We start from the raw sequence: 25168 nt of genomic DNA, 5'->3' as shown, positions 1-25168 counted from the left end.
TTTTTCAAATGGAGGCAAATGCTATTTGCCTGATTTAACCAAACCCAAATGCAAAACAAATTGAAGTTTTTTGCCCTTTTGTTAATGGTAAACCTGTTACCAGGCACTTTTGTATTCGCTCAAACCGCTAATGAAAGTTTGTACGAACAGACCAGCGAAATGGGCACGCTGATTATAGGCTACCAAAGGGATGTAGATGCGATTAATGATTTCTACTATCCTTATTCATCAGGAGGTACTTATGCCTATCCGATGGCTACTTTTAAAAGTCCGGAGCAAAGAAAACGCCTGCAGGATATCAATAACGATTATTTAAGCAAGTTAAAATCAGCCAAATTTGAAGGATTTAGCATTTACGGCAAAGTAGATTATATCCTCCTTAAAAAACAGATCGAATCTTCGGTTTGGCTGCTCGGTAAAGAAGAAACAGACTACAATGCCCTGTCGAAGTATTTTACCTTTGCCGATCCTATTTATGCGCTCGAAAAATTAAGAAGAAGAGGTAACTATAAAGAAGGATCGCTATTGGCTGCCCAGATGGACGACATTGCGAAGCAGATTGATGTGCTAAATCTGAATTTTAAGCAGGGAATACTCAAGCCCGATCAGCTTAAAATGGCAACAGCCATAACCTTGAGTTTAAAACACCGTTTAAAGGGTTTTTACCAGTTTTATATGGATTATGAACCTGGTTTTACCTGGTGGGCACCTAAACCTTACGAAAAGTTAGACCTCGCCTTAACCCAGTACGCTAAACTTTTTAACGATAAAGAAGCGCCTGCTCCGGCTTCAAAATCAAATAAACCAGAAATTAAGGGAAATCCTATTGGAAGGGAAGAGCTGATCAGGCAATTAAATGCAGAGCTTATTCCTTATACACCAGAGGAACTCATCAAACTTGCCGAAAAAGAATTTAAGTTTTGCGATGAAGAGCTTTTGAAAGCATCAGCTGCAATGGGTTTCGGAAATGACTGGAAAAAAGCGCAGGAAAAAATCAAGAATAGTTACGTGCCCTTAGGTAAACAACCGGAATTAATTGTAAAACTGCAGGATGATGCTTTAAATTTTATCAAAGCCAACGACCTGATCAGCATTCCGGCATTGGCGGAAGAAACCTGGGGTATGGTGATGATGTCGGCCGAACGCCAGTTGGTGAATCCATTTTTTACCGGTGGGCGCGAAATCAGTATTTCCTACCCAACAAATTCGATGGAGGAAGATGATAAGTTAATGAGTATGCGTGGTAATAATCCCTATTTCTCAAGGGGAACGGTACAGCACGAACTTTTGCCGGGTCATCACTATCAATATTTTATCAATAATCGTTATAAAAGCTATCGCGATCCGTTTAAAACGCCTTTTAGTGTAGAAGGCTGGCCATTATACTGGGAACTTTTATTGTATGATAAAGGTTTCGCCAAAACGCCTGAAGAAAAAATGGGAATGCTTTTCTGGCGCATGCACCGTTGTGCCAGGATTCTTTTTTCGCTAAACTTTCATCTTGGCAAATGGACGCCTCAGCAGTGTGTCGATTTCCTGGTTGATCGTGTAGGGCACGAACGCGCCAATGCAGAAGGTGAGGTGCGCAGATCTTTCAAAGGCGATTATAGTCCCTTGTACCAGGTAGCTTACCTTACCGGTGGCCTCCAGCTTTTTGCCCTTAAAAAAGAACTGGTTGATCGTGGGAAAATGAGCTTTAAAACTTTCCACGATGCGGTGATCAAAGAAAACTTAATTCCTGTAGAAATGATCAGGGCTACTTTAACCAACCAGCCGTTAACACGCGATTTTACAACCTCGTGGCATTTTTACGATCAGCTTAAATAAATCAACTCACCAAACCCTTTGAACCACCAAACAACAGAACGCATGATTGAAAAAGAAACCACACAGTTTAAACCTTCACTTAAATTGATGGATGCAACCATGCTTGTAGCCGGAAGTATGATCGGCTCAGGTATTTTTATTGTAAGTGCAGATATTACCCGAAATGTAGGCAGTTCTGGCTGGCTGTTAGTGGTTTGGTTAATTACAGGTTTTATGACGCTTACTGCTGCATTGAGTTATGGCGAATTAAGTGCCATGTTCCCAAAAGCGGGCGGACAATATATTTATTTAAAAGAAGCCTATAACCCGTTGATCAGTTTTTTATATGGCTGGAGTTTTTTTACGGTCATCCAAACCGCAACCATTGCTGCTGTAGGTGTGGCATTTGCCAAGTTTACGGCTTATCTCGTACCCGCGCTCAGTGAAGATTTAGTAGCCATTGATTTGGGTTTCTTTACCATCTCTCCGGCACAACTATTGGCCATTGGGGTAATTATATTACTTACCTATATTAACAACAGGGGGGTAAACGGGGGGAAAGTGATTCAAACTACCTTTACAGTGGCTAAATTGTTAAGTCTGTTTGGCCTGATTGCTTTTGGACTTTTCTTTTTAGATAAAAGTATCTGGAAAAGCAATTGGGAAAATATGTGGACTTTAGGTCCACTCTCTGCCGAAGGAAATATTGGTTCTTATACTACGCTGGCCGCATTCGGTGCCATTGCTGCCGCGATGGTGGGCTCGATATTTAGCAGCGATTCCTGGCACAACGTTACCTTTATTGCCGGCGAAATTAAAAACCCTGCACGCAATATTGGTTTGAGTTTAGCCTTAGGAACGATTATCGTAACGGTGCTCTACATCCTTACCAATGTGATGTATACAGGTGTACTTTCATTACATGATATTGCCTATGCTGATAAAGACCGGGTAGCGGTTTCTGCTGCCAACCATATTTTCGGTACCGCGGGTACCATCATTATCGCATTAATGATTATGGTTTCGACTTTCGGTTGTAACAACGGTTTAATTATGGCTGGTGCCAGGGTGTATTACTCCATGGCCAAAGACGGACTTTTCTTTAAAAAAGTTGGTACGCTGAATAAAAATGCAGTTCCTGGATTTGGGCTGTGGATTCAATGTATTTTTGCTTGTTTATGGTGCATTAGTGGAAAATATGGCGATCTGTTGGATATGATCTCATTTGTGGTGGTGATGTTTTATATGCTCACCATTTTCGGGATATTTATCCTTCGTAAAAAACGGCCTGATGCCGAACGTCCGTACAAAGCTTTTGGTTACCCCGTTCTGCCCATCATTTATATGGTAATGGGACTGGCCTTTTGTATATTGCTGATTATTTTTAAACCCAAATTTACCTGGCCCGGATTAATCATTACTTTAATTGGTATACCGGTTTACTATCTGATAAAAGGAAGTATTGCCCGCCAGGATTTGAAAACAAAAGATACGCCCGATAGTAGCGGTTAAAATATTGATGTTATCCATTAAAATCTGAAGGGAATCTGCAAAACGCGAGCACTATATTTACCACAAAAAATCTGTAATGACGATTTACATCATGGCTAAAAAATCAATAGCCTTCATCTTATTAAGTTTTGTTTCTTTTCAGGTACTGGCGCAGCAAGCGGGTTTACAACCTTACGCACCCAGTGCTGCCGAAGTGGCAAATGCTTACCGGTTATCTGTTAAACTAGATACGGCACTACGCAATATCCCTACCAACAATGATCTTATTCCCTTTTGGAAAAAAGATGGAAGCGCATTTTGGTATAAAAAGAATCTTCCGAACAGAACCTGGGAATATTATGATGTAGATGCTGCAACTGGCAAACGTAAACTTGCATTTGATCATGATAAACTTGCGCAGCGCATCGAAAAGATCACCGGTAAAAAACAGAACCCGCTAAAACTTCAGTTATCGGAGCTTTATTTTGCCGATCAGGGCAATACGGCAAAATTAAAAATACAACAGAAATGGTATCAGTTAAACCTGAGCGATTATAGTTTAACCAATACAAACGATAGCAGTATTTATCGCTACAATGCCAAAAGACCATTACAGCAGCGGAGATCACGCTGGCAACGAAACCGCGAATCGAGAAAATCGCCAGATGGCAAAAACGAAATCCTGATCCGTGGAGGCAACCTGTTTGTGATTGATTTAGCAACAAAAGCAGAAACCCAGCTCAGTACCGATGGTAATGCCGAAAAACCTTATGGTGAATTTGCATGGTCGCCGGATGGAAAAAATATCGTCGCCTACAAAATCGATCCGAAAGAAATTAAAAAAGTACATTATGTATTAAGTTCGGTTCCCGGTACTACACGTGGCGAACTAAAATCAAGAGAATATGCGCAGCCCGGTGATGACTTTACAGCTTATCAACCCTATGTTTTTAATGTAGCGGCTAAAACGGCGATTAAAGTAGATGCTGATCCGATAGATTTCTTTGGTGCACCAGAATTGCATTGGCGCGGTAATAACAGCCGCTATTATACTTATGAGAAAGTAGACCGCGGCCATCAACGTTTCAGGGTAATTGAAGTGGATGTTTTAACCGGAAAAACTAAAAATATTATCGACGAGAAAACCAAAACCTTCATTTATGAAAATCGCATCTATACGAGGTACTTGCCCAAAACAAATGAAATATTATGGACAAGTGAACAGGATGGGTGGCAACATCTTTATCTGGTAAATGCCTTAACTGGAAAGCAAAGCTTAATTACCAAAGGAAATTATGTAGTTAAGGATATTGATAGTGTAGACATCGTAAAACGCCAGGTTTGGTTCAGGGCAAATGGAATGCATGCCGGCGAAGATCCTTATTTTATCCATTACTACAGAATCGGATTTGATGGAAAAGGACTAATCAACCTCACACCTGAGAAAGGTAACCATAACCTCAGCTTTTCACCTGATCGTAAATATTACATCGATACCTATTCACAGGTAAATGTACCACCGGTTAGCGAGTTAAGGTTAACCGCAAATACTAAAAAAATAAGCGAAATAGAACATGGTCAAAAGGATGCTTATTTGGCTACCGGAGTTAAACTGCCTGAAGTGTTTGTGGCCAAAGGAAGAGATGGTTTAACCGATATTTGGGGCATTGTTTGCTTTCCTTCAAAAATGGATCCGAACAAAACTTATCCTGTGATCGAGAATATTTATGCAGGTCCGCATGATAGTTTTGTGCCTAAAAGTTTCCTGCCAGCCAGTGAAATGCAAAGCATTGCCGAATTAGGCTTTATTGTGGTTCAAATTGATGGAATGGGAACGGCCAACAGGTCTAAAGCTTTTCATGATGTATGCTGGAAAAATATAGCCGACGCTGGTTTCCCCGACAGGATATTGTGGATGAAAGCGATGGCAGTTAAATATCCCAATGCCGATATTACCAGAGTGGGCATTTACGGTACTTCGGCTGGCGGACAAAGCTCAACAGGTGCATTGTTATTTCATCCTGAGTTTTACAAGGCCGCGGTTTCTGCTTGTGGTTGTCATGATAACCGCATCGACAAACAATGGTGGAACGAACAATGGATGGGCTATCCGGTAGGACCGCACTATGGCGAACAATCTAACATCACAAATGCCGCTAAATTAGAGGGCAACCTGTTTTTAATTGTTGGCGAAGCCGATGAAAATGTACCACCGGAATCTACCTATCGACTAGCTGATGCATTGATCAAAGCCAATAAAGATTTCGATATTTTAAGCATTCCGGGTATGGGGCATAGTGATGGTGGTATTTACGGACGCAGGCGTAAACGCGATTTCTTTGTAAAACATTTACTTAATGCCGAACCACCAAATCCGAATCTTTCAAAATAAGTTGGTTTATTGGTCATTAGTTCAATAGTCATTGGTTATTAGTTCAATAGTTATTGGTCATTGGTCATTAGTTCAATAGTCATTGGTCATTAGTTTATTGGTTCTTGGTATTAGTTTATTGTTCATTCAATAACGCTGTCATTCTGTTAAAATAAATTGTTACTTTGGTACATTGCATTAAATCATCCTTTTCATGTTACCAAAAATTAAAATATCCTGTCTGTTTTTACTCGTGCTATTATTTAGCGCATTTACTGTTCATGCATCGAAGATAGATTACTATCAGATCAAAATTTATCATTTGAAAACCGATGCTCAGGAAAAAACGGTAGATGATTATTTGCAGAAAGCTTATTTACCGGCACTGCACCGCTGTGGAATTGCAAAAGTGGGCGTATTTAAACCCATTTTGAATGATCAGGCTGCGGTTACAGAAAAGCTTATTTATGTGTTTATCCCTTTAAAATCATTCAGTGGCATTTTGGAGCTGGATAAAAAATTAGCAAAAGACGAACAATATACCGCTGATGGTAAAAGCTACCTGGAAGCGAATTATACCGAAGCGCCTTACGAACGGTTAGAATCTATTGTGTTAAAGGCTTTTGAAGATGCCCCTCATTTTATGCTGCCTAATTTAAAATCACCGATGAAAGAACGGGTTTATGAATTGAGAAGTTATGAGTCGCCTACCGAGCAGTATTTTAAGAATAAAGTTCAGATGTTTAATAAAGGCGACGAAATCGGGTTATTTAAAAGACTAAATTTTAATGCCGTATTTTATGGAGAAGTAATCGCCGGTAGCCATATGCCTAACCTCATGTATTTAACCACTTTCGAAAATAAGGCAGATAGAGATGCACACTGGAAGGCATTCTCTGCAGATGATTATTGGAAGAAACTTTCGGCAATGCCAGAATATCAGCACAATGTTTCTAAAAACGACACTAAGTTTGTTTACCCCACAGACTATTCAGATTTTTAAGAAAGATAATAATCCCGGCCAGGAAGATTCTGAAATGAATTCAGAATGACGTGCCTACTTTGGCATTATACTTAAAACTTAATGTCCTTAACTCCTTAATGGTGAAAAGTTAGCGGTTGAAAAACTAAAGCTCAGCGTAAAAAGGCAAATGAAAATCCGTGTTTCTGTGGCAAAAAATAATCCCGGCCAGGAAGATTCTGAAGTGAATTCAGAATGACGTGCCTCCTTTGGTATTATACTTAAAACTTAATGACCTTAATTGCTTAATGGTGAAAAGTTAGCGGTTGAAAAACTAAAGCTCAAAGAAAAAAAGCAAATTAAAATCTGTGTTTCTGTGGCAAAAAATAATCCTGGCCATAAAGATTCTGAAATGAATTCAGAATGACGTGCCTCCTTTGGTATTATACTTAAAACTTAATTTCCTTAACTCCTTAATGGTGAAAAGTTAGCGGTTGAAAAACTAAAGCTCAGCGTAAAAAGGCAAATGAAAATATGCGTTTCTGTGGCAAAAAATAATACCGGCCAGGAAGATTCTGAAATGAATTCAGAATGACGTGCCTCCTTTGGCATTATACTTAAAACTTAATGACCTTAATTGCTTAATGGTGAAAAGGAGCGAGTATCCCTCATTTACCTATTCACGAAAGCATTTCTTTGTTTTTGTCTTCAGTCTGGATCAGCTGATTCACGGTATCTTCAAATTTTTTAAAATCGAGGGGTTTAAGCAAAAAATAGTTGCCTTTATCAAAGGCGTCAATGGCCTTATTGCCATGGGCACTTACAAAAACGACAAATTTTACGCTGTTTCGAAGCATTCTGGCTACGTCAATTCCCGATATTTCCATTTGGATATCCAAAAAAAGGAAATCAATTTTTCCGTAAGTCCAAAAGGCGGCCATAGCCTCAACTGGATCCATAAAACTTCCTTTAAGTTGGAGTTTGTCTATTTTGGAAACAAAATGCTCAAGTACTTTTACACTCATTTGGCTGTCATCTATAATTACACAGCTATAGGATTGGGATGTTGGGGAATTCATTATTCTGGGATTTTATAAACACTTACAAAATGCTTGCCATTCGATTTTTTTTAAAAGTTTATAATACAAAGATGCTGCATTAAAATCTAATTAATCAATGTTTTACATTCAAATAGTGTTAAAAAACAGGCTGTTTGTGTGTTTTGTATTTTTTTTGATAATATACGTCATAACTATTCTTCAGTCGTGTTTACAGCGGTTTGTTGAAGTTTTTTATATATGCTCGTTTATGATTTTCGCCATACTAAATTTATAACAAAAAACTTTTTTGGTGCTTTTAATTTATTTAAATATTATACCCTATAGCGCAGGACAGTTAATCTGATAAGCCGGTTATCTTTGTAAAGAAATAATTCTAGGACCTATAATTATTTCGCTAACCAAATAAAATTTCTGATCATGATGGTATCGATACTTATCCATAAAATAAGCAAAATTTTGTTGTTATTTCTGCTTGTTTTTCTATCATTTAGCGTTGCAGCAACGACCACAAATCAGTTTAACCTTTTAGCTGCTCCAGGTACCTTATCAGAAAATACCGTGGCCTTATTGTGGGATAAACAATATGGTTCAACGCCTATTATTTATCAGATATCTTTAAATGGTAAAATACATGGTGATACACGAAAAACCAATTATAGCTTAGAAAATTTGATGCCGGATACCTGGTATACGGTGAGTGTAAGTGTAAAAGGAAATAAAGCGACTGGCTTAAATAGTATCCGTTTTAAAACAAGGGCGAAGGGGAAAATATACAATGTTTTAGCTTTCGGAGCGAAAGGAGATGGCATAACCAATAATACAAAAGCCATTCAAACAGCGATAGATGCCTGTAGCACGGGCGGCACGGTTTATATCCCCAAAGGAACTTTCGTTTCGGGTGCTTTATATTTAAAAAGTAATATGACCCTACACATAGAAGAAGGTGGTGTGTTAAAAGGATCAACTGTAGTAGAAGATTATCTACCCATGATTTTAAACCGTTTTGAAGGCTGGGAGCTGAAAACATATGCAAGTTTACTCAACGCAGGTACGCTTAACCGTAACGGAACTTATAATGTAAAGAATGTAAGAATTACAGGTAAAGGCACCATTAGTGGCGGGGGGAAAAAACTTGGCGATGCGATGATCAAAGCCAGTGGAATAAGAAGTAGGGGACGTTTAATTTGTTTAATGAACTGTCAGGACGTAAGTTTGTCTGATTTAACCATTACCGAACCTCCTTGCTGGACCATTCATTATATTTATAGTAACAATATAACCTGTCAAAATTTAAATATCATAACGGTAAACATCCGCAATGGAGATGGTATCGATCCCGATTCTTCTACCGATGCTTATATTTTTAATTGTACTTTCGATACTGGCGACGATTGCATTGCCATTAAATCGGGTAAAAATCCAGAAGGCTTTTTTGTGGCCAAACCAACCAAAAATGTACGGATAACAGATTGCGACTTTAAACGTGGTCATGGTATTTCAATTGGCAGCGAAATGTCTGGCGGGGTTAGCGACGTTTTGGTGCAAGATTGCAAAGCCGGGAAACTATTGCACGGTATGCAGATAAAAGGAACTAAAGATAGGGGTGGTTATGTGAAAAATGTAACAGTAACCGATTGCCAACTGCTGCAAATTACCATATTTTCTGCCGTTAATTACAACAACGACGGCGAGGCCGCACCACAAATACCAACTTTCGAAAATTTTGTATTCAAGAATATCGATATGTCTATGGCATCAAATGCCGATGCAGCCATTAATATCAATGGCTTTAAAGACCCAGCTCACCGGTTAAAAAATGTAACCTTTACAAACATTACACTGCCAGAGCAGTCTAAGATTATAATAAACGATGCTGAGAAGATAAAATTTACTACTGTACAATCATTAACAGGCACCAAGCCCCAATATGTGGTGAACAATAGTTCAGAGGTGGTATATTAGTTCATTGGTCATTAGTTCATTAGTCATTGGCCATTGGCCATTAGTTTACTGGTCATTGGTGCGTTAGTTCATTAGTCATTGGCCATTAGTTCATTGGTTCATTAGTTATTGGTTAATTAGTCATTAGTTCATTGGTCATTGGTTCATTAGTTCATTAGTCATTGGTCATTAGTTCATAAGTCATGGGTAATTGAAGCTTGCTTATTGGTACTTCTTACCTTAATGTACTTAACTTCTTAATGATAAAAGCCTTCCTTGAAAATCGTTACTTGGTCATTGAAACCTGCTTATTGGTCCTTCTTACCTTAATGTACTTAACTTCTTAATGATAAAAGCCTTCCGTGAAAATCGTTACTTGGTTTATTGGTAATTGAAACCTGATTGGTACTTCTTACCTTAATGTACTTAACTTCTTAATGATAAAAACTAATTCTTTATGTTATCGTATTTTCTGTCGTAAAAAATTAGATAGGCAAACGATTGCGCGGTTTTTGTCCTCAAAAACACGCTATTTCCTTTAATGTGTTTGTTAACTTTATCCCTCAGCAACTAAGTCTATTTAGCTTGTTCAACATATAAACACATAACCAAATCAAACTTTTAATGACCCCGCATTATTTTTTCAAAAATTTTAAAATAACCAGTTCCAAAAACCAACCCAAAGGCATGGTTTTGGCACTTGCGTTTTTTTTAATTGCCGCTCCGTTTTTTGTGACTGCTCAACCGGCTGCTCAGAAAACCAATCAGGTAGCACAAAACATCACCAAAGTGCTTAGCGCAAAAAAGATCAATACCACAACTATAGAATTATTGCTTTCTGATAAGCAGACCTTAACCTTAGATTTTTATGGCGATAATATTTTTCGCCTTTTCGAAGACCCTACAGGAGGTTTTATACGCGATCCGGAAGCCAAACCTGAAGCCAAAATTTTAGTGGAAAACCCACGCAGAGCTGTTTCAAAACTGGACATAAAAGATGAGAATAATCAACTATTCATCTCTACAGCTAAGATTACGGTACTGATTGATAAAAATACTTCGCTAATCAAAATTATCAACCTTGCTACCCAGGCTGTAGCTGTTGAAGAATTAGCGCCGATTCAATTCGAGAAAGGAAAAGTAACCCTGAGCCTAAAAGAAAATCCACAGGAATATTTTTATGGAGGTGGCGTCCAGAACGGCCGTTTCTCACACAAGGGTAAAAACATTGCTATCGAAAACCAAAACTCCTGGACGGATGGAGGGGTAGCTTCACCAACACCTTATTATTGGTCTACCAATGGTTATGCTGTCATGTGGCATACCTTCAGCAAAGGAAGTTACAATTTTGGTGCTAAAGAAAAGGGCTTGGTAAAATTGGCACACGAAACCGATTACCTGGATGCCTTTTTTATGATTAACAATGGAGCAGTGCCTTTATTGAACGATTTTTACCAGCTGACCGGAAATCCGATTTTATTGCCAAAATTTGGTTTCTATCAGGGACATTTAAATGCTTATAACCGCGATTTCTGGAAAGAAGACGAAAAGGGAACTTTATTTGAAGATGGCAAACGTTACAAAGAAAGTCAGAAAGATAATGGTGGTATAAAAGAATCGCTTAACGGCGAAAAAAACAATTATCAATTTTCAGCACGTGCGGTAATTGATCGTTATAAAAAACACGATATGCCTTTGGGCTGGGTGCTGCCTAACGATGGTTATGGTGCAGGTTACGGCCAAACCGAAACCTTGGATGGCAATATTCAAAACCTCAAAAGTTTTGGCGATTATGCCCGTAAAAATGGAGTAGAAATTGGCTTGTGGACACAATCAGATCTTCACCCAAAACCAGAAGTAAGTCCGTTGTTGCAGCGCGATATTATTAAAGAAGCGAGAGATGCTGGAGTTCGGGTATTAAAAACCGATGTGGCATGGGTTGGTGCAGGTTACTCGTTCGGTTTGAATGGTGTTGCCGACGTAGCACAGATTATGCCTTATTATGGCAATAGCAGTCGTCCGTTTATCATCTCATTAGATGGTTGGGCAGGTACACAACGTTATGCCGGTATTTGGTCGGGTGACCAAACGGGTGGCGTTTGGGAATATATTCGTTTCCACATTCCTACTTATTTAGGTTCTGGTTTATCAGGTCAGCCGAATATTACTTCCGATATGGATGGTATTTTTGGGGGTAAAAACCTGACCATCAATACCCGCGATTTCCAATGGAAAACCTTTACGCCAATGGAATTAAATATGGATGGTTGGGGCGCCAATGAAAAATATCCACATGCATTGGGCGAGCCTGTAGCTTCGATTAACCGCAATTATTTAAAACTGAAATCAGAGCTGATCCCATATACTTATAGTGTGGCAAGAGAAGCGGTTACCGGATTGCCAATCATCAGGGCGATGTTTCTGGAATATCCAAATGCTTATACCAAAGGTACTTCAACACAATATCAATATCTATACGGACCATCTTTCTTAGTCGCGCCAATTTATCAGGCAACCAAATCAGACGAGAAGGGTAACGATATCCGCAATGGTATTTACCTGCCGGAAGGAACATGGATTGATTATTTCACCGGAGAAAAATATACCGGAAACAGCATCCTCAACAATTTTGATGCACCGTTATGGAAGTTGCCTGTTTTTGTGAAAAATGGTGCCATTATTCCGATGACAAATCCGAATAATAATGTTTCTGAAATCAGTAAAGTAAACCGCATCTATGAATTATATCCTTTTGGAAAAAGTTCATTTACTGAATACGATGATGACGGTGCAACAGAAGCCTATAAATTAGGAAAAGGTGCTTCTACTTTAATCGAATCAGAACTGGATCAAAAAAATAATGCACTGGTTACCATTCATCCGGCAAAAGGCGATTTTGATGGTTTTGTGAAAGAAAAAACAACTGAATTTGTGGTTAACGTTACCGAAAAACCGAAAAGATTAACCGCAAAACTTGGAAATAATAAAATCAGGCTAAGTGAAGTAAATTCGAAAGACGAGTTTTTAAAGCAGTCTAACGTTTATTTCTACGATGCTGCGCCAAACTTAAACCGTTTTGCTACAAAAGGAAGCGATTTTGACAAAGTGGCCATGGTTAAAAATCCGCAGTTGCTGGTTAAACTTCAATCTACCGATATTACCATCAATCCGGTAACACTTAGTATTGATGGATTTAAATTTGAGCCTGCAGATAAACAACGTTTGTCAACAGGGAAATTATCGGCTCCTGTTAATGCAAAAGTAAGTGATAAAAACAGAGAAGCTTATACACTTACTCCAAGCTGGACCAAAGTGAGCAATGCAGATTTTTATGAGATCGATTTTAATGATATGCATTATACCACAATCCGCGATACTGCTTTGTTGTTTGATGGATTATTGGCCGAAACAGCTTACACGTTTAAGTTACGTGCCGTAAACAAAGATGGCGTCTCAGATTGGACCGAGATTAAAGCTACTACCAAAACCAATCCTTTAGAATTTGCTATTCAGGGTATTGTAGCCGAAACTACGGTAGAAAATCAAGGCGGTTCTGGCATCAATAAATTGTTTGATTATGATGAGGGTAATACCTGGCATACCAAATGGGGCGTTAAGGCAGTTCCTTTTGATATGATCATTGATTTAAAATCGATCAATCAGCTGGATAAATTCCATTACCTGCCACGTACAGGAAAAGGAAACGGAATTTTATTAAAAGGTAAAGTATTTTATAGCAACAATAAAGAAAGCTGGACAGAAGCCGGCGCATTTGAATGGGCCAATACCGACGAAATTAAAATATTCAATTTCACCTCACATCCTGCGGCCCGTTACATCAAAATTGCTGTTGCTGATGGAGTAGGTGGCTTTGGTTCAGGAAGAGAGTTGTATGTATTTAAGGTTCCAGGTACCGAAAGTTATCTGCCCGGCGATATTAATAACGACCGTTTAATTGATCGGAATGATTTAACCTCTTACATCAACTATACCGGTTTAAGAAAAGGTGATGCTGATTTTGAAGGTTATATCAGCAATGGTGATATCAATAAAAATAACCTGATTGATGCGTACGATGTTTCAGTTGTGGCTACACAGCTCGAAGGAGGAGTGAAAAATGCTAAAACTGATAAAGTTGCAGGTAAACTCGAAATCAGTACCGCTAAACAAGCTTATAACAAAGACGAAATCGTCGAAATTAAAGTAAAGGGAATAAACCTGAAATCAGTAAATGCTTTAAGTTTTGCGCTACCATACAATGCACAGGATTATGATTTTGTAAGCGTTCAGCCTTTAAACACCAAACAGATGGATAACCTGACCAACGATCGCCTGCACACCAATGGCGCGAAGGTTTTGTATCCAACTTTTGTAAACATAGGCAACAAAGATGCTTTAAACGAAACTACCGATCTGTTTATTCTGAAATTAAGGGCAAAACGCAAACTGCAGTTCGGACTTAAGCTTAGTGAAGGCATTTTAGTAGATAAGAATCTCAATTCAGTTAAATTTTAGTTAGTTAGTTAGTTAGTTAGTTAGTTAGTTAGTTAGTTAGTTAGTGATTAGTGCGAAGAGGTCGGTTTTTAATCGGCCTCTTTTTTTTGTCACAAATTTGGATACAAGAAAAGATTAGGTAATAAGTTAGCAAATTGTATATTTACAAGTCATCCATTTCTAAAGAGGCAAGGGTTTAGCTAAGGCACGCTCCATCAAATTTTGTTGTTTAACTATGAGGTTAATTCGTCTGACTTGTTTTATTTTGCATTTTTTTTGGCTCTTTACCCATGTTAAAGCGCAAGAATTGCGTACAAACAGTCAACCTGTACTAACCGGCCACTATGTTATCAAAACATATGGTATAAATGAAGGGCTTCCATCAAAAAGTACAACAGCTGCTTTAAAAGATAAAAGAGGATTTATATGGGTAGGAACCGAAAACGGCCTTTGTAAATTTGATGGTTACGCTTTTAAAACCTACGTCAATATTACCGGCGATACCACATCACTAACCAATAACTATATCAATGCGGTGGTAGAAGATAAAAATGGTGTTTTTTGGGTTGGTACGATGAATGGCTTAAATAAATTTGATCCTGTAACCGAAAAATTTGAACGTTTTTATCATAAAGAAAACAACAGAACATCACTGAGCAATAATAAAATATGGTCGCTACTCATCGACAGAACAAATAAGCTCTGGGTAGGTACCGATGATGGTTTTAACCTTTTTAACAAAAACTCAAACGCTTTTACCGTTTACCAGCCGGATTTTAAGGATCCGGATGCCATTAAAGGAAAATCAGTTAATGCCATTGCAGAAGACAAAGCGGGTAACCTATGGTTAGGCAATTGGAGCAAAGGATTAAATAAATTCGATAAAAAAACCAAAAGCTTTACCAATTACACACAGAAGGAAGTAGCAGGCGAAAAAAATCCAAACGATATCTGGACACTCTGTTTGGATGCGGATGGTATGATTTGGATTGGTAGCTATTGGAAAGGCGATCTGTTTCGATTTGATCCAAAAAGTGAATCCTTTACTACCTATGCCAGTAAAGGAACAGGTAACGCATCAATATTTAGTGTTTTAAATTTAGGTGCTGAGAAGTTACTGGTAGGCGGAAGCGCAGGTGTATTCTGGGTGAATACCAAACTAAATAAATGGGAGAAAATAGAAGAACTGGAATTTTTTGCCAATGGCGGTTTATACCGTGATAAATCAGGAATGATATGGATTTGTGGTAAAAACGGCCTCAGCAAAATAGACTTTAACCAATATAAATTTAATTTCATTTCCCTTCCTTTTGGACAGGCAGAAATCAAATCCATCATTAGTTATGGAAAGGATTTTTGGGTAGGTACAAATAAAGGTTTGTTTAAATATAATCCCGATAATCATGCTGTAACTAAACTGCAGCATACCGGTAATCCGAATAGTTTATCCAGCTCTGAAATTATTAACCTGTCTACCGATTTAAAAAACAGGCTTTGGGTAATGGGCGAGAATGGTTTCGATCGTTACGACGAGAAAGCGAATAAATTTATCCACCATCATCACCGTTCGGCATTGGGTAGTTTTTTTAATGAAGATGTTTTTAGGGATTTAATTGAGGTAAATGCAGACGAATATTATTTGGCTACCGATGCCGGTCTGAAAGTCTATAACGATAAAACCAACAGCTATACACATTACTTTAACGACCCTAAAAACCAGGCTTCATTGAGTAATAACCATTTGTACTGCCTTTTAAAAGATGCGCAGGGAAATGTCTGGATAGGAACATACGGAAGTGGGCTCAGCCGCTTTAACCCTAAAACCAGAAAGTTTAGCAATTACATGATCAATAATTCAAAAAGAGGCGGAATTAGTAATAACATTGTAAATAGCCTCTATCTGGATTCGCATCAGAATGTTTGGGTTTGCACCCGCGATGGTCTGAATAAATATATAGCCAAAACAAACACTTTCGAAATATATTCAAAGCAGAATGGTTTTGCCAGCAATGTTTTTACCGATCTGGTGGAAGATAATAATGGCAGATTATGGGTCACAACCGAACAGGGGATTTCACTCTTTGATCCGGTAAGCAAAATGGTGAAAAATTACGACGAGAAAGACGGTGTTTATGCCAATGCCGCTATCTGTAAAAATGCAAAAGGAGAAATTTACCTCGCCGGAAGTAAAGGCATCGTTTATTTTAATCCGCAACTGCTTAAATATAATAAAACGGCGCCTGCTGTTTATTTTTCCGATTTTTCTATTTTCAATAAATTAATTCTGCCTGGTGATGATTCTCCATTAAAATTACCGGTGTATATGACCAGGGAGATTACTTTGCCCTACAGTCAGAGTGTGCTTTCTTTTGGTTTTGTAGCACTCAATTACACGCTTTCCGAAAAAAACAAGTATGCTTATTTTCTCGAAGGTTTCGATAAGAAATGGAATTATAGTGGCAGTGAACATAAAGTTACCTACACCAATTTAAATCCAGGTAAATACGTATTAAAGGTAAGGGCATCAAATAATGATGGGATCTGGAATATGGAGGGCAATTCGATCGGAATTACCATTACACCCCCATGGTATCGTACCTGGTGGGCTTTTTGTATTTATGGACTTACCTTTTTTGGGATGATTTATGCCTACCTTAAATACCGGGAGCATCGGGCAAACCTCGAATTTCAGGTCAAGCTGGCCCATGTCGAAAGTGAAAAAGAGAAAGAACTAAGCGAGAAGAAACTTTCTTTTTTTACCAATGTATCGCACGAGTTCCGTACACCACTTACGCTAATTATCAATCCGGTTAAAGAACTTTTATACAAGAACGATAAAAATGTTGATACCACCGATTTAAATATTGTTTACAGGAATGCAAAACGACTTTTAAGTTTAGTAGATCAATTGTTATTGTTCAGGAAAGCAGATACTTATGGCGAAAAATTAAAAGTAGCCCCGGTAAACCTGGTGAGTTTGTGTAAGGAGGTTTTTCTATGCTTTGTACACCAGGCACGATCTAAGAATATCGTGCTGGAGTTTATAGGTACTGATGAAGTAATTCCTTTTTATGCCGATAGGGAAAAAATAGAAATCGTGTTTTTTAATCTGCTTTCAAATGCGATCAAATTTACACCTGAAGGTGGAACGGTTAAAATGATTGTAGGCAACCGCGGGGAAGATATACAGGTAGGTATTGAAGATACTGGTTGTGGCATTACCACCGTAGCCGGAGAAAAACTCTATGAAAAATTTTACCAGGATCCTGGAAATAAATCAGCAAAAGGAGGTTTCGGTATCGGTTTGTACCTGGCGAAAAATTTTATCGAAATGCATGGCGGAACCATAAACTATACCAGCGCTGAAAATAAAGGCACCATTTTTAATATCAGTTTACGCAGGGGGATAAGCCATTTTAAAGATGCAGTTATTTTGCAGGAGGCACTGGTAGATACCGATTCGTCGTTATTTAAAGAATTGATAGAAGATGAAATAACCGCAAATAAAATTGTAGAAGCTGCAGAAGAACCATTGATAGACAGTCAGCTGGCCCTGGATTTGAAAACACTGTTGATTATTGATGATAATATCGAAATCAGGGAGTACTTAAAACAGGTTTTCAGAATGGATTACCACCTTTACGAAGCTGGCAATGGAGAGGATGGATACGATATGGTAAAAGAACTGTTGCCCGATATTGTCATCTGCGACGTTATGATGGATGGGATAACCGGGATAGAACTTTGTAGTAAAATAAAAGAAGATGTAGCCGTTTCGCATATTCCTATTATATTGTTAACAGCTATTTCTGCTCCAGAAGTTAAACTGAAAGGGATAGAAGGCGGGGCCGACGATTACATCAGTAAACCTTTTGATAAAGATTTCTTAAAAGCAAGGGTAGCCAGCATCTTGAAAAGTAAAAATGCCTTGCAAAGATATTTTTATAACGAAATTACCCTCAATTCGAACAACACCAAAATCTCTGCCGAATACAAAGAGTTTTTAGATCACTGTATTCGTATTGTAGAAGAACACCTCATCGATCCCGATTTTAATATCGATACATTGACGGCAACCATTGGTATGTCGAGATCTAATCTTTACCGTAAAATAAAATCCATTTCTGGTCAGTCGGCCAATGGCTTTATCCGTTTCATCAGATTGAGGAAAGCCGCCGAAATTTTTATCAATACCGATAAAACCATTCAGGAAACTTCCTATATGGTGGGCATTAACGATCCCAAATATTTTAGAGAGCAATTTTACAGGCTCTTTAATATGAACCCATCCCAGTACATCAAAAAATTTCGAAAGCCATTTTCCAATAATATAAATACCACAGTTAAAAAAGGTAAATAGAAATAGATATTGCTTCTGTTTTAATAATCGGCCTCAAAATGTTGTTTTGGGCCGATTTCGGTTTGTTTACCCCTCTAATTTGGATTGTTTGTACCCCTTTTAAGTTATTTGTTGGCGCTAATTTAGCCTTCCACAGTACAGCGCTATAATCGCCATACCGATAGAGAATTTCTGTCGGGTGGATGATAAAACTGAGCTGTTAACCAAATATTAAACTTGCAAACTAAAATGAGAAAAAAAGTTCAGAAGGGATTTTTGCCAAAATCCTTTACCATTAAAACACTGGCATTTCTATTTGTCTTATCCATCAGTTTCCCCGCATTGGCATCTTTAGTTTCTGTTAAAACAGGAATAAAAAACCAGCTTAAAGAAATTGTGGTAACGGGTACAGTAACAAATGAAACAGGGGCTACATTTCCTGGTGTAGCCGTTAAAATCAAAGGCACAGAGAAGACGGTACAAACCGACGCGAAGGGTAACTATAGTATTGCTGTTGCAACTACAACAGATGTACTTGTTTTTTCTTATGTAGGCTACACGAGTCAGGAACAAACTGTAGGAAACAGAACTTCCATTAATGTTCAGCTTGGTTCAGAATCTAAAACATTAAGCGAACTCGTTGTGGTTGGCTACGGTACGCAGAAAAAGGCAACCTTAACAGGCTCAATATCGCAGGTAAAAGGAAGTGAACTGATGAAAAGCCCACAGCCAAACCTGTCGAACTCGCTGGCAGGCCGGTTTTCGGGTGTAATTGTAAACAACCGCAGTGGTGAACCTGGTGTTGATGGATCCAGCATTACTGTGAGGGGACTGGCCACCACCGGGAGCAATAATGTACTCATTGTTGTTGATGGTGTTCCTGGCCAGATTGGCGGCCTGGAGCGTTTAGATCCAAACGACATCGAAAGTGTATCGGTATTAAAAGATGCTTCTGCAGCTATTTATGGTAACCGGGCAGCAAATGGTGTAATATTGGTGACCACCAAAAAAGGAAAAACCGGTAAACCATCTATAAGTTACAGTTTTAACCAGGGTTTTGGTTCGCCTACCAGGTTGCCGAAAATGGCCGATGCTGCTACTTATGCACAAATTATGAACGAAATTAGTTTCGATTCAAACCCTGCAGGTGGCCTTAATCAATCTTATACCGCAGATCAGATTGAGAAATTCCGCAATGGTTCTGATCCACTCTTGTATCCTAATACCGATTGGATTAACGAAACACTGAAAAAGACTGCGCTTCAAAGTCAGCATAGCCTTTCGGTTAATGGTGGTAGCGAAGATGTAAAATATTACGTTTCATTAGGTACAATCGCCCAGGATGGTTTATACAAAAATGGGGCAACTAAATACAATCAGTATAATTTCCGTAGTAACGTTGATGCCAATATTTCTAAATATATTAAAGTTGGTTTATCCGTATCGGGCAGACAAGAGAATCGCGTATTTCCGCAAGTTGGGGCAGGAGATATTTTTAGATCTATCTATCGGGCAAAACCAATTGCCGCTGCATATTACCCTAATGGTTTGCCGACAACCGGAATAGAAAATGCAAACCCTGCAATGCAGGTAACTGATATAGGGGGTACCAATAAAAATCCTACACAGGTTTTAAATGGAATTTTAAGGGCTACGTTTATTATACCAAGGGTAGAAGGACTTTCTGTAGATGGCTTTTTCTCGGCAGATAAATCAAATGTATTTAGTAAAAGTTTTAACAAACCTTATCTGTTATACCAGTATGATCAAGGTACTAAAAACTTCAACAGTGTAATTGTTGGCGGTAACAATCAAAAAGCAACATTAACCGAAAGCCATAGAAATGAGTCGCTGCTGACTTCCAATATTAAATTAAACTATGCCCGTAAATTTAACCTGCACGATATTAATGCCTTTGTAGGTTACGAACAGAGTGAAAATCATTTAGAATATTTCGATGCGCAACGCTTTAATTTTTTATCTACCTCTTTACCCGAACTTTCTCAGGGTGGTACAGCAGCTACCGATTTCCTGAACTCTGGTTACAGTTCTAATTATAACAGACGAAGTGTAATTAGCCGTTTAGCTTATAGTTACGATGAAAAATATCTCTTCGAAGGGCAACTCCGTGTTGACGGTTCATCTATTTTTCCGCAAGGAAAACAGTATGGTGTTTTTCCATCTGCTTCTGCAGGTTGGGTAATCTCAAAAGAAAAATGGTTTAACGAAAATGTTAAATTCATTGATAACTTAAAAATCCGTGCATCGTATGGCTCTTTGGGTAATGATAATGTAAATGGTTTCCAATATTTTGATAATTATGTACTGGTTGGTAATGGATTTGTAGCCAGAGACGCCAGCAATGCGCTAACTATTCAGCCTGGTGTAAACCTGGTTAAATTGGCAAACCCGAACATTACCTGGGAGGTAGCGAAAAAACTCGATATCGGTTTTAATGCTACGGTATTTAAAAACTTTAGTATCGAAGCCATTTATTTCCAGCAAAAACGTTCTGATATCTTAACCACCCGTAATGCCTCATTGCCAGGCTCTTCAGGTATTGTAAATCCTTACGGATCTGATCCGCTGGTTCCATCAGAAAATATAGGGAAAGTAAACAGCAACGGCTTCGAAGCCACTTTAGGCTATAACCATAATGGTGAAAATTTTAAGTGGAATTTATCGGGTAACATTACCTACGCTAAAAATAAGGTAGTTTTTATTGATGAGGCCAGCGGTACCTTAGATTATCAGCGCCAAACCGGAAGAACACTGAATTCTTACCTCTTGTACAATAGCATCGGTATATTTAGAACGCAACAGGAATTGGATGCTTATCCACACGTAAGTGGTGCTAAAATAGGCGACCTTAAATACTTAGACTATAACGGCGATGGCAAAATTACCGCTGATGATCAAACCAGATCAGACTATAGCAATACCCCTCAGATTACCTACGGTGTAAATTTCGGGGCATCCTACAAGAATTTCGATGTATCATTCGTATTGTCGGGTCAGGGGCAGGTAAGCCAATATGTGTTGCCTGAAGCAGGAAGTGTGGGTAACTTTTACAGTAGCTGGGCCGATAACCGATTCAGCGCATCAAACCCGAACGGCACTTATCCAAGAGTTACCGATCGTGCATCAAATGCCATCAGTGGCGGTCAGTTTACCAATACTTTTTGGTTAAATGATGCTTCTTTTTTAAGACTTAAAAACGTAGAACTTGCCTATAATCTAAAAGCGGCGTTTTTACAGAAAATAAATGTTTCAGGTTTAAGGTTTTATGCCAGTGCATTTAACCTGCTCACCTTTTCAAAAGTTAAAGATTACGATCCCGAAGGAAACAGCGGCAGTGGCCAGTTTTATCCACAACAACGTATTATTAATCTGGGCGCTAATATTAAATTCTAAACATCATGAATACTAAATCAATACATAAAATATTATTAGGCCTATCGTTCATCTCCTTAAGTATGGTGGGCTGTAAAAAAGATTTTTTAAATGTAGAACCCACAGATCGGATTTCTACCGCTACGATAGAAAGCGATACGTCGGTTCTCGAGGCTTATGTAACCAACCGCTATATTGCTACCCGCTTGCAGGATAAAGAAGGTGATGGTTCTGCACCAGGCTTTGGCAGGGGCTTCGAATACAGCATGTGGAGCTCATACACTGACGAATCTGTTTACAATAACGACGATTTTACCTGGTTGATTCAAAGAGGGCAGCTGGCTCCGGAAAATTTAGGTAGTGCGGGCGTATATTGGGGCAGGAGCTACAAAAGTATCAGAGAATGTAATTATGCGCTTAGTGTGCTTGCTAACATTGCAATGAGCCCATCGCATAAAAAACAATTGATCGCAGAACTCAAATTTGTAAGGGCTTTCCGTTACCAGGATTTAATCCGAAATTATGGTGGCGTAGTGTTAATGGGCGATAAAGTAACCAGCCTGACTGATAACTTACAAGACCCGGCTTTGTTTCAACGTGCAACAATAAAACAGAGTATTGATTATGCTGTGGCGCAACTGGATCAGGCTGCAGCAGATCTGCCACTCGATAACAGCAATAGCTGGATGGCTGGCCGGGCTACTAAAGGTGCTGCTTTAGCGCTTAAATCCCGCTTGCTTTTATATGCCGCCAGTCCCTTGTACAATGCAGGTACATGGGAGGCAGCAGCAGCAGCGGCACAAGCTGTTATTGGCTTAAATAAATACAGTATTTATACCGGAGGTTATGAAAACCTGTTCCTGAATGATCAGAATAATGAAATCATCTTCGCCAGATTGTTTACCAAAAATGCCAATCATACACACCTGGAAATTGCAAACGGGCCAAATGGTTATGGTGGCTGGGGAGGAAATCTTCCTATGCAGAACCTGGTAGATGATTACCAGATGGCCAACGGAAAACCCATTACCGACCCCACTTCTGGTTACGATGTAAACAATCCATATCAAGGCCGCGATCCACGGTTTGCAGCAACCATTTTGTACAACGGAGCAGCTTACCGCGAACGTAATGTAGAAACTTTTATTCCGGGCGGGAAAGACAGTAAGGATGGAATAGATAACTGGAATACAACTAAAACAGGTTATTACCTTAAAAAATTCATGAACAATGCTTATCCTCTACAAAATCCTTGGGGAAATGCAGGTTTTCAGCCATGGATCTATTTTAGATATGCAGAAATATTGCTTAATTATGCAGAAGCGGCAAACGAAGCTTACGGACCAGAGGCTGTTCCTGCCGGAGCTACAATGTCGGCCAGGCAAGCCATAAATATGGTACGTGCAAGACCTGGTGTAAATATGCCGGCATTAGCCGTCGGAATTACACAATCGCAAATGCGTGATGCCGTACGTTATGAGCGGAGAGTAGAGCTCGCCTTCGAAGAACATCGTTTTTATGACGTAAGGAGATGGAAAATTGCCGATGCAACCGAAAATAAACCTGCAGGCGGAATCATTATTACAAAAGTTGGTACAGGATTTACCTATACTTCTAAAATTGCCCTGGATGGACGTAAATTTGAAACCAAACATTATTGGTTGCCAATACCAAGGGCAGAAATTTTGGCCTCTGGAGGTAAATTACAGCAAAACCCAGGATATTAATCAGATAATTAACATCACATGATAAAGTATTATAAACAAATCAGTTCTTTTCTTACCTGTATTTCCTTGTTTTGCTATGGTAATGTTTTGGCACAAAAAACTGTAAAAGTTGAAATTGATCCATCGGTTCAGTTTCAAACAATAGAAGGTTTCGGGGCATCTGATGCCTGGTCTTGTCAATTCGCCGGATTATGGCCTGATGAGAAAAGGGATAGAATGGTCGATTTGCTTTTTAGTACACAAGTCACCAAAACAGGCCAGCCCCTGGGTATTGGTTTAAACATGTGGCGTTTTAGCATTGGTGCAGGGAGCGCATCACAAGGTAAGGCAAGCGATATTGGCGACGAATGGCGTCGTCAGTACGCTTTTCTTCAGCTGGATGGCAGTTACAACTGGAATGCCATGCCGGGGCAAACCTGGTTTCTGAAGGCGGCTAAAAAACGTGGCGTAAACCAATTTATTGGTTTTGTAAACAGTCCGCATGTACTATTTACCAAAAACGGAAAAGCCTACTCAACTGATGGTAACTGTAACCTCGATTTTAATAAACTACCTGAGTTTTCGGCCGATCTTGTGGCAACAATAAAAGGATTAAAGAAAACAACAGGTATAACATTGGATTATGTAAGTCCTGCAAATGAACCACAATGGAAATGGAATGAGCATAAACAGGAAGGTTGCCCGTACAATAATACCGAACTGGCCAAACTGTTTAAAGGCATTAATGCGGCTTTTGTGAAAAACCAGCTCAAAACAAAAATACAGATAGGTGAGGCTGGTCAGTTAGATTATTTATATGACAATGGCAATGAAGCAAAAGGAAATCAGGTTTTTCAGTTCTTTAATGCTGCATCACCCAATTATGTTGGTAATCTTTCCAATATTGACAATTCCATCTCAGGACATAGCTATTTTACAACCAGCCCGGAACAAAAATTCATTGATGTACGTAAAAAAACAGGCAATGCAGTAGCCAGTATAAAAGGTTTAAGGTATTGGATGTCTGAATATTGTGTGCTAGGTGATGATGTTCTAAAAGGCGAAAAACGAGACTTAGGCATGGTAACGGCTTTGTTTATTGCAAGGTTAATTCATCACGATCTGGTTCTGTCCAATGCTACATCATGGCAATGGTGGCTGGCAGTATCAACAGGCGATTATAAGGATGGCCTGGTTTATATCGATCGAAATAAAACCGACGGCCAGGTGTATGATAGTAAAATGTTATGGGCTTTAGGCAATTATAGCCGTTTTATAAAAGAGGGGAGTATACGCCTTCAGGTTAAAATGCTGGACGAAAAAGCTGCCCCAATTTATGTGTCATCCTACCGGCAGGATAAAAAGATCGTAACGGTGGTGGTAAATACTACTGATAATGATGTGGATCTTGATCTGGAGGTTAAAGGACAGGTGCAAAGCGTTGCTCAAACTTATGTTACTTCAGTTGAATATAGTCTGGCTCCCCATAAACAATATACAAACACCAAAAAAATTAATATTCTGCCTAAATCGATTACCACTGTAATTAGCGATTAATTTCTAACATCCTCATTTAAATCCCATTTGATTTTAAGGCCGGAAGGC

At 38.9% G+C, this 25168-nt stretch carries 11 protein-coding genes; 10 read left to right on the top strand and 1 reads right to left on the bottom strand.

Features of this window, described 5'->3' with window-relative positions; all coding sequences use genetic code 11:
* The first annotated feature begins 48 nt into the window (after nucleotides 1–48).
* The 4 genes from AC04QZ_RS24605 to AC04QZ_RS24590 all read left to right on the top strand — a co-directional run bounded on the left by AC04QZ_RS24605 (nucleotide 49) and on the right by AC04QZ_RS24590 (nucleotide 6671).
* The gene (locus AC04QZ_RS24605) at nucleotides 49–1827 is read left to right on the top strand and encodes a DUF885 family protein (protein WP_478359858.1); all 1779 of its coding nucleotides are present in this window, start codon (nucleotides 49–51) and stop codon (nucleotides 1825–1827) included.
* 42 nt (nucleotides 1828–1869) lie between these two features.
* Complete coding sequence (locus AC04QZ_RS24600; protein ID WP_478359857.1) at nucleotides 1870–3318, top strand: APC family permease; 1449 nt, start codon at nucleotides 1870–1872, stop codon at nucleotides 3316–3318.
* 76 nt (nucleotides 3319–3394) lie between these two features.
* The gene (locus AC04QZ_RS24595; RefSeq protein ID WP_478359855.1) at nucleotides 3395–5689 is read left to right on the top strand and encodes a S9 family peptidase; all 2295 of its coding nucleotides are present in this window, start codon (nucleotides 3395–3397) and stop codon (nucleotides 5687–5689) included.
* A 193-nt stretch (nucleotides 5690–5882) separates the two neighbouring features.
* Nucleotides 5883–6671 (top strand): NIPSNAP family protein, encoded by a 789-nt coding sequence (locus AC04QZ_RS24590; protein WP_478359854.1) that lies wholly within the window; start codon nucleotides 5883–5885, stop codon nucleotides 6669–6671.
* A gap of 638 nt (nucleotides 6672–7309) precedes the next feature.
* Here AC04QZ_RS24590 and AC04QZ_RS24585 read toward each other — a convergent pair.
* Complete coding sequence (locus AC04QZ_RS24585; protein ID WP_086545659.1) at nucleotides 7310–7708, bottom strand: LytR/AlgR family response regulator transcription factor; 399 nt, start codon at nucleotides 7706–7708, stop codon at nucleotides 7310–7312.
* Nucleotides 7709–8107: 399 nt separating this feature from the next.
* On the opposite strand from AC04QZ_RS24585, the gene AC04QZ_RS24580 reads away from it, so the two are divergent.
* From AC04QZ_RS24580 to AC04QZ_RS24555, 6 genes are all read left to right on the top strand, one after another.
* On the top strand, nucleotides 8108–9652 hold the full coding sequence (locus AC04QZ_RS24580) for a glycoside hydrolase family 28 protein (RefSeq protein ID WP_478359853.1): 1545 nt from the start codon (nucleotides 8108–8110) through the stop codon (nucleotides 9650–9652).
* Nucleotides 9653–10318: 666 nt separating this feature from the next.
* On the top strand, nucleotides 10319–14146 hold the full coding sequence (locus tag AC04QZ_RS24575) for a TIM-barrel domain-containing protein (RefSeq protein ID WP_478359852.1): 3828 nt from the start codon (nucleotides 10319–10321) through the stop codon (nucleotides 14144–14146).
* 286 nt (nucleotides 14147–14432) lie between these two features.
* Entirely contained in the window at nucleotides 14433–18485 is a 4053-nt protein-coding gene (locus tag AC04QZ_RS24570) for a hybrid sensor histidine kinase/response regulator transcription factor (protein WP_478359851.1), read from the top strand.
* Between the two features lie 228 nt (nucleotides 18486–18713).
* The gene (locus AC04QZ_RS24565) at nucleotides 18714–21878 is read left to right on the top strand and encodes a SusC/RagA family TonB-linked outer membrane protein (protein WP_478359850.1); all 3165 of its coding nucleotides are present in this window, start codon (nucleotides 18714–18716) and stop codon (nucleotides 21876–21878) included.
* A gap of 5 nt (nucleotides 21879–21883) precedes the next feature.
* Complete coding sequence (locus AC04QZ_RS24560) at nucleotides 21884–23584, top strand: RagB/SusD family nutrient uptake outer membrane protein (protein ID WP_478359848.1); 1701 nt, start codon at nucleotides 21884–21886, stop codon at nucleotides 23582–23584.
* 18 nt (nucleotides 23585–23602) lie between these two features.
* Nucleotides 23603–25120 (top strand): glycoside hydrolase, encoded by a 1518-nt coding sequence (locus AC04QZ_RS24555; RefSeq protein WP_478359847.1) that lies wholly within the window; start codon nucleotides 23603–23605, stop codon nucleotides 25118–25120.
* Nucleotides 25121–25168 lie beyond the last annotated feature (48 nt).

The sequence above is a fragment of the Pedobacter folensis genome, from assembly GCF_056490665.1.
Note: the sequence above shows the minus strand (reverse complement) of the source record. Positions and strands in the feature narration are given on the sequence as shown.